This window comes from Oerskovia sp. NPDC056781, from assembly GCF_042789955.1.
Lineage (GTDB): Bacteria > Actinomycetota > Actinomycetes > Actinomycetales > Cellulomonadaceae > Oerskovia > Oerskovia rustica.
On the sequence record NZ_JBHUAD010000233.1, the window covers coordinates 1 to 5,968 of the forward strand.

Below are 5,968 nucleotides of genomic sequence, written 5' to 3' on the forward strand. Positions count from 1 at the left end.
GTCCACAGGCCCCCACGGGCCCCTCGCGCATGCCCACCGGACACGTCAGGCTGCTGCCGTGACGACGCGCCGCCCTGTCGAGGCCCCAGCCGCTCCCCCGGCCCGCGCGCGCACGCCCGCGGACGTCGCCATGGACGTCCCGGTCGAGGACGCCCCGCTCCTGGTCCGCCCGGAGCACGTGGGCGGCCGCGTCGCCTGGACGGACCTGGTGCGGTGCGGGGCGCTCGTCCGGGTCCGGGGTGACGCCGCGGTCCGTCCGACGACGGAGGTCACCGCCGCCGTGCGCGCCCTCTCCCTGGCTCCCCTCGTGCCCCCGCGCACCGTGGTCGGCGGGACGAGCGCCGCGTGGGTCCACTGCGGGGTCCCGGACGACGTCGTGATCGAGGTCGTCCACCCGCTCGGCGTCCACCGCCCGCCGCCGCACCACGGCCGGATCGCTCGCCAGAGCGCCCTGCTGCGCCCCGAGACGGTCGAGCTCGGCACCGTCCTCGTGACGAGCGTCGAGCGGACCGCGGTGGACGTCGCATGCCTGACGGACCCTCGGCTCGCGGTCCCCGTCCTGCGGGCCCTGGTGGAGCTGGCCGGTCTGGACGTCGGCGCGGCCCTGCGGGCCCTCGACCTGCGCCACCGCCGCACGGGGCGACCGCGGGCCCGGGCGCTGCTCACCGACCTGTCGGCCGCGTCCCCACCGCAGGTCGACGGACTGCCGGCGGGCGCCGGGACGGCCCCGCGTCTACCGTGAGGGGATGCCTCGTTCCACGACCCCGGCGGTCGAGCTCGACGTCGACGGGCGCACCGTGCGCGTCACGAGCCCCGACCGTGTCGTCTTCCCCGGCCGCGGGCTGACCAAGCTCGACGTCGTCACGTACTTCCAGTCGGTCGGGCCGGGAATCCTCGCGGCGCTGCGCGATCGTCCCACGACCCTCGAACGCTGGCCCAAGGGCGTCTTCGAGGGTGCACGGCTGAGCACCCGCACCGACAACAGCGGCGACGCGTTCTACCAGAAGCGCATCCCTCAGGGAGCCCCGGACTACGTCGAGACGGCCCGGATCGCGTTCCCGAGCGGCCGCACGGCCGACGAGGTGCGCCCCACCGAGCTCGCCGTCGTGCTGTGGGCGGCCAACCTCGGCACCCTGACCTTCCACCCCTGGCCCGTGACGGGCGCGGACGTCGAGTCCCCCGACCAGCTCCGCATCGACCTCGACCCGCAGCCCGGCACCGACTACTCCGACGCCGCGCGCGTCGCCCCGCACCTGCGCGAGCTGTTGGGTGAGCTCGGGCTGGAGGGCTTCCCCAAGACGTCGGGCGGCCGCGGGCTGCACGTGTTCGTCCCGGTCGAGCCGCGGTGGAGCTTCGTGCAGGCGCGCCGGGCGACGATCGCGATCGGGCGCGAGCTCGAACGCCGCCTGCCCGACCAGGTCACGACGAAGTGGTGGAAGGAGGAGCGCGGGGTCAAGATCTTCGTCGACTACAACCAGATGGCGCGCGACCGCACGATCGCCTCCGCGTACTCGATCCGTTCCAACGCCCGGGCCACGGTCTCGGCGCCGCTGCGCTGGGAGGAGGTGCCCGACGTCGGGCCGGACGACTTCGACGTGCTGACCATGCCTGCGCGCTTCGCGGAGGTGGGCGACCTGCACGCACGCCTCGACGCGGCGGCCCCCGAGCCACGGTTCTCGCTCGAGCAGACCCTCGAGCTCGCGGCGCGCGACGAGCGCGACCACGGCCTGGGCGACCTGCCCTACCCGCCCGAGCATCCCAAGATGCCCGGCGAGCCCAAGCGCGTGCAGCCCAGCAAGGACGCCTCACGGCACGACGAGGACTCCCAGGGCGCCTGACCCCTGTCCTGCCCGCTCACGCCGGGAAGGGGGCACGGAGCGGCTCGTGCGGCACGCGCAGCCCGTCGCGGGCAGGTGATGTCGCGGGCAGGCGACCCCGGGTGCCCGCTCATGCCACTCCCGGCGCCCCCGGCAGCAGCTCGTCGAGGCGATAGCTCACGGGCTCCTCGAGCTGGTCGTACGTGCACGACGACGGCTCACGGTCCGTGCGCCAGCGCCGCAGCTGGACGGTGTGCCGGAACCGGCTGCCCTCCATGTGGTCGTAGGCGACCTCGAGCACCTTCTCGATCCGCAGCGGCACGAACGACAGGTCTTTCGTGCCGCTCCAGCGGGACTGCGCACCGGGCATGCGGCCCGTGCCCGGGCTCTCCCACCCGGCCCAGGGGTGGTCGGCTGCGTCCCGGCCGTCCGGGTCGAGCACGAGCGGGGCGAGCTCGGCGACGAGCTCGGCCCGACGCGCCCGCGGGAACGACGCCGCGACCCCGACGAACTGCAGCGCCCCCGCGTCGTCGTACAGCCCCAGGAGCAGCGATCCCAGGAGCGGTTCCTCGGGGGTCGAGGTCTTGTGGAGACGGTACCCCGCGAGCACGACGTCGGCGGTGCGCTCGTGCTTGACCTTGAGCATGACGCGCTTGTTCGGCTGGTAGGGGCCCGCGAGAGGCTTGGCGACGACCCCGTCGAGGCCCGCACCCTCGAACACGGCGAACCACTCCTGCGCCACCGCGCGGTCGGTCGTGCGCGGGGTCAGGTGCACGTGCGGACCGTCGAGCCCCAGGCCCTCGAGCAGCTCCTGGCGGCGGCTCAGGGGCTCGGCCGTGACGTCGTCGTCGCCCAGGGCCAGCAGGTCGAACACCACGAGGCTCGCCGGCGTCTCCTCGGCCAGGCGCGCGACACGCGAGGCCGCGGGGTGGATGCGCTGCTGGAGCGCCTCGAAGTCGAGTCGCCCCGCTTGCGCGAGCACGATCTCCCCGTCCACGACGCACCGCTCGGGCAGGGCGTCGAGCACGGCCGCCACGACGTCCGGGAAGTACCGCTCCATGGGCTTGGCGCTGCGGCTGTCGAGGCGCACCTCGTCGCCGTCCCGGTAGACGATCGCCCGGAACCCGTCCCACTTGGGCTCGAACACCAGGCCGCCCTCGACCGCGGCGGGGTCCGGGACGCCCGAGACGGACTTCGCGAGCATGGGCAGCGTGGGCGGCAGCACGGGCAGGTCCATCCCCCGATGCTGCCACCGGGGGCGTGCAGGCACCTGTCGAGGAGCCCCGGCCCGCGCCGGATGCCCGACGACGTCGCTCGGCCTGGTGAGCCTCGCTCGCCCGGGCGGGGCGCGCCTCGGGGGACGGGAACGCTCCGGCGAGCGACGCCGTCGGGCCGTGCACTCACCCTCAGGGAAGCCTGGTCAGGCCGGGAGCGGGGGCCTCTCCTCGGCCTTGGAGCCCGTGATGCGGTAGACGTCGAACACGCCGTCGACCTTGCGCACCGCGGAAAGGACCGTGGCCAGGTGGCCCGGCTCGGCCATCTCGAACACGAATCGGGACATCGCGACCCGGTCGTTCGAGGTCGAGACCGTCGCCGAGAGGATGTTGACGTGGTGGTCCGACAGGACCCGCGTCACGTCCGAGAGCAGGCGAGCGCGGTCGAGCGCCTCGACCTGGATCTGCACCAGGAACAGTGCGTTGCTGCCCGTGGTCCAGTCGACGTCGACGATGCGTTCGGGCTGGTTGCGCAGCCCCACGACGTTGGCGCAGTCGGCGCGGTGGACGCTGACGCCCTGCCCGCGCGTGATGAAGCCGATGATCTCGTCGCCCGGCACCGGGGTGCAGCACTTGGCGAGCTTGACCCAGATGTCGTCCACGCCCTTGACGACCACGCCCGGGTCGCCCGTGCGGGGGCGGCGGGCGGTGTGCCCGGGGCGCGTGATCTCTGCCAGGTCCTCCGACGCGCCGTCCTCGCCGCCGAGGGCGTGCACGAGCTTCTGCACGACGCTCGCGGCCGAGACCTGGCCCTCGCCGATCGCCGCGTACAGCGCCGAGACGTCCGGGTAGCGCATCTCGTTCGCGAGACCCACGAGGGACTCGTGGCTGAGCAGGCGCTGGATCGGCAGGTTCTGCTTGCGCATGGCCTTGGCGATCGCGGTCTTGCCGTGCTCGACGGCCTCCTCGCGGCGTTCCTTGGAGAACCACTGGCGGATCTTGTTGCGCGCGCGGGGGCTGCTGACGAAGGCGAGCCAGTCGCGGCTGGGTCCCGCGGTCTCCGACTTGGACGTCAGGACGTCGACGACGTCGCCGTTCTCCAGCGTGGAGTCGAGCGGGACGAGCCGTCCGTTGACGCGCGCACCCATGGTGCGGTGGCCGACCTCGGTGTGCACCGCGTAGGAGAAGTCGACGGGCGTCGAGCCCGCGGGCAGCGCGATGACGTCACCCTTGGGCGTGAAGACGTAGACCTCCGCGCCGCCGATCTCGAAGCGCAGCGAGTCGAGGAACTCCGAGGGGTCCGCGGTCTCCCGCTGCCAGTCGACGAGCTGGCGCAGCCACTGCATGTCGGTCGACGCGGTGTCCGGAGCGCCGCTCGACTTGGCGACCTCCTTGTACTTCCAGTGGGCCGCGACCCCGTACTCCGCGCGGCGGTGCATGTCGTGCGTGCGGATCTGGATCTCGACGGGCTTGCCGCCGGGACCGATGACCGTGGTGTGCAGCGACTGGTACATGTTGAACTTGGGCATCGCGATGTAGTCCTTGAACCGCCCGGGGACGGGGTTCCATCGCGCGTGCAGCGCTCCGAGCGCCGCGTAGCAGTCGCGCACGGTGTCCACGAGGACGCGTGCACCGACCAGGTCGTAGATCTCCGCGAAGTCGTGCCCGCGCACGATCATCTTCTGGTAGATCGAGTAGTAGTGCTTGGGGCGCCCGGTCACGGTCGCCTTGATCTTCGCGGTGCGCAGGTCCGCGGTCACCTGCTCGCGGACCACGGCGAGGTACTCCTCGCGGGCCGGCGCGCGCTCGGCGACCAGGTGCACGATCTCCTCGTACACCTTGGGGTAGAGGGTCGCGAACGACAGGTCCTCGAGCTCCCACTTGATTGTGTTCATGCCCAGGCGGTGCGCGAGGGGCGCGTAGATCTCGAGCGTCTCGCGGGCCTTGCGCTCGGCCGAGGACGACGGGACGAACTTCCACGTCCGGGCGTTGTGCAGCCGGTCGGCGAGCTTGATCACCAGGACGCGGATGTCGCGGGCCATGGCCACGACCATCTTGCGGACCGTCTCGGCCTGGGCCGCGTCGCCGTACGTCACCTTGTCGAGCTTGGTGACGCCGTCGACGAGCATGGCGATCTCCTCGCCGTACTCCTCGGTGAGGTGGTCGAGCGAGTACTCGGTGTCCTCGACCGTGTCGTGGAGCAGGGCGGCGGCGAGCGTCGCACCGTCGAAGCCGAGGTCGGCGAGGATCGTCGCGACGGCCACGGGGTGCGTGATGTACGGGTCACCGCTCTTGCGCATCTGACCGCGGTGAGCCTTCTCCGCGGTCGCGTAGGCGCGCTCGATGACCGACAGGTCGGACTTGGGGTGGTTGGTCCGCACCGCCTGGAGCACGGGCTCGAGCGCAGGGATGCCTCCCTGGCTCCCCCGGACCCCGAACCGCACCAAGCGCGACCGTACCCGTGCTGCCGAGGACTGCCCGCTGTCGCTCGTGGACCGACCGGTCCGTGTCTCTTCGCTCATGCGTGCCTCCTCACCCTGTTCGCCGGAGAATCTCGACGTCCGTCGGAGTGGCAATCCTACGACTCCACGCGCAGGAGCGTGTCGACCTGGCGGCCCGCGAGCCGTTCGCGGCCCCCCAGCCCGTCGAGCTCGAGCAGGAAGGCGAGGCCGACGACGACGCCGCCGCAGCGCTCCACGAGCTCGGCCCCGGCCGAGGCGGTCCCGCCCGTGGCGAGCACGTCGTCGACCACGAGGACCCGCGCCCCGGGGGCGAGCGTCCCGGTGCGCAACTCGATCGAGGCGGTGCCGTACTCGAGGTCGTAGGTCACGGTCTCGGTGGGCGGCGGGAGCTTGCCCGCCTTACGCAACGGCAGGAAGCCGACGCCGAGGCGGGTCGCGAGCGGGGCGCCGATCAGGAAGCCGCGGGCCTCCAGAC

The 5,968-nt window shown here is 72.7% G+C and carries 5 protein-coding genes; 2 read left to right on the top strand and 3 right to left on the bottom strand.

The annotated features are described in order from the left end of the window. The first annotated feature begins 58 nt into the window (after positions 1 to 58). Positions 59 to 742: a hypothetical protein gene (locus tag ACFRCR_RS15920; protein WP_377678860.1), complete on the top strand. Its 684-nt coding sequence runs from the start codon at positions 59 to 61 to the stop codon at positions 740 to 742. Positions 743 to 746: 4 nt separating this feature from the next. Next, complete coding sequence (gene ligD / locus ACFRCR_RS15925) at positions 747 to 1,838, top strand: non-homologous end-joining DNA ligase (RefSeq protein WP_377678862.1); 1,092 nt, start codon at positions 747 to 749, stop codon at positions 1,836 to 1,838. Between the two features lie 109 nt (positions 1,839 to 1,947). Here ligD and ACFRCR_RS15930 read toward each other — a convergent pair whose 3' ends face one another. The 3 genes from ACFRCR_RS15930 to ACFRCR_RS15940 all read right to left on the bottom strand — a co-directional run. After that, the gene (locus ACFRCR_RS15930; protein WP_377678864.1) at positions 1,948 to 3,054 is read right to left on the bottom strand and encodes an ATP-dependent DNA ligase; all 1,107 of its coding nucleotides are present in this window, start codon (positions 3,052 to 3,054) and stop codon (positions 1,948 to 1,950) included. A gap of 183 nt (positions 3,055 to 3,237) precedes the next feature. Beyond that, the gene (locus ACFRCR_RS15935; RefSeq protein WP_377678865.1) at positions 3,238 to 5,553 is read right to left on the bottom strand and encodes a RelA/SpoT family protein; all 2,316 of its coding nucleotides are present in this window, start codon (positions 5,551 to 5,553) and stop codon (positions 3,238 to 3,240) included. Positions 5,554 to 5,609: 56 nt separating this feature from the next. After that, positions 5,610 to 5,968: adenine phosphoribosyltransferase (locus ACFRCR_RS15940; protein WP_377678867.1), on the bottom strand; the 359-nt coding region annotated here is incomplete at its 5' end.

Bases quoted from the DNA above. Each gene is read 5' to 3' on its own strand.
- ligD (WP_377678862.1), top strand. From the start codon at position 747: ATGCCTCGTTCCACGACCCCGGCGGTCGAGCTCGACGTCGACGGGCGC.
- ACFRCR_RS15930 (WP_377678864.1), bottom strand. From the start codon at position 3,054: ATGGACCTGCCCGTGCTGCCGCCCACGCTGCCCATGCTCGCGAAGTCC.
- ACFRCR_RS15935 (WP_377678865.1), bottom strand. From the start codon at position 5,553: ATGAGCGAAGAGACACGGACCGGTCGGTCCACGAGCGACAGCGGGCAG.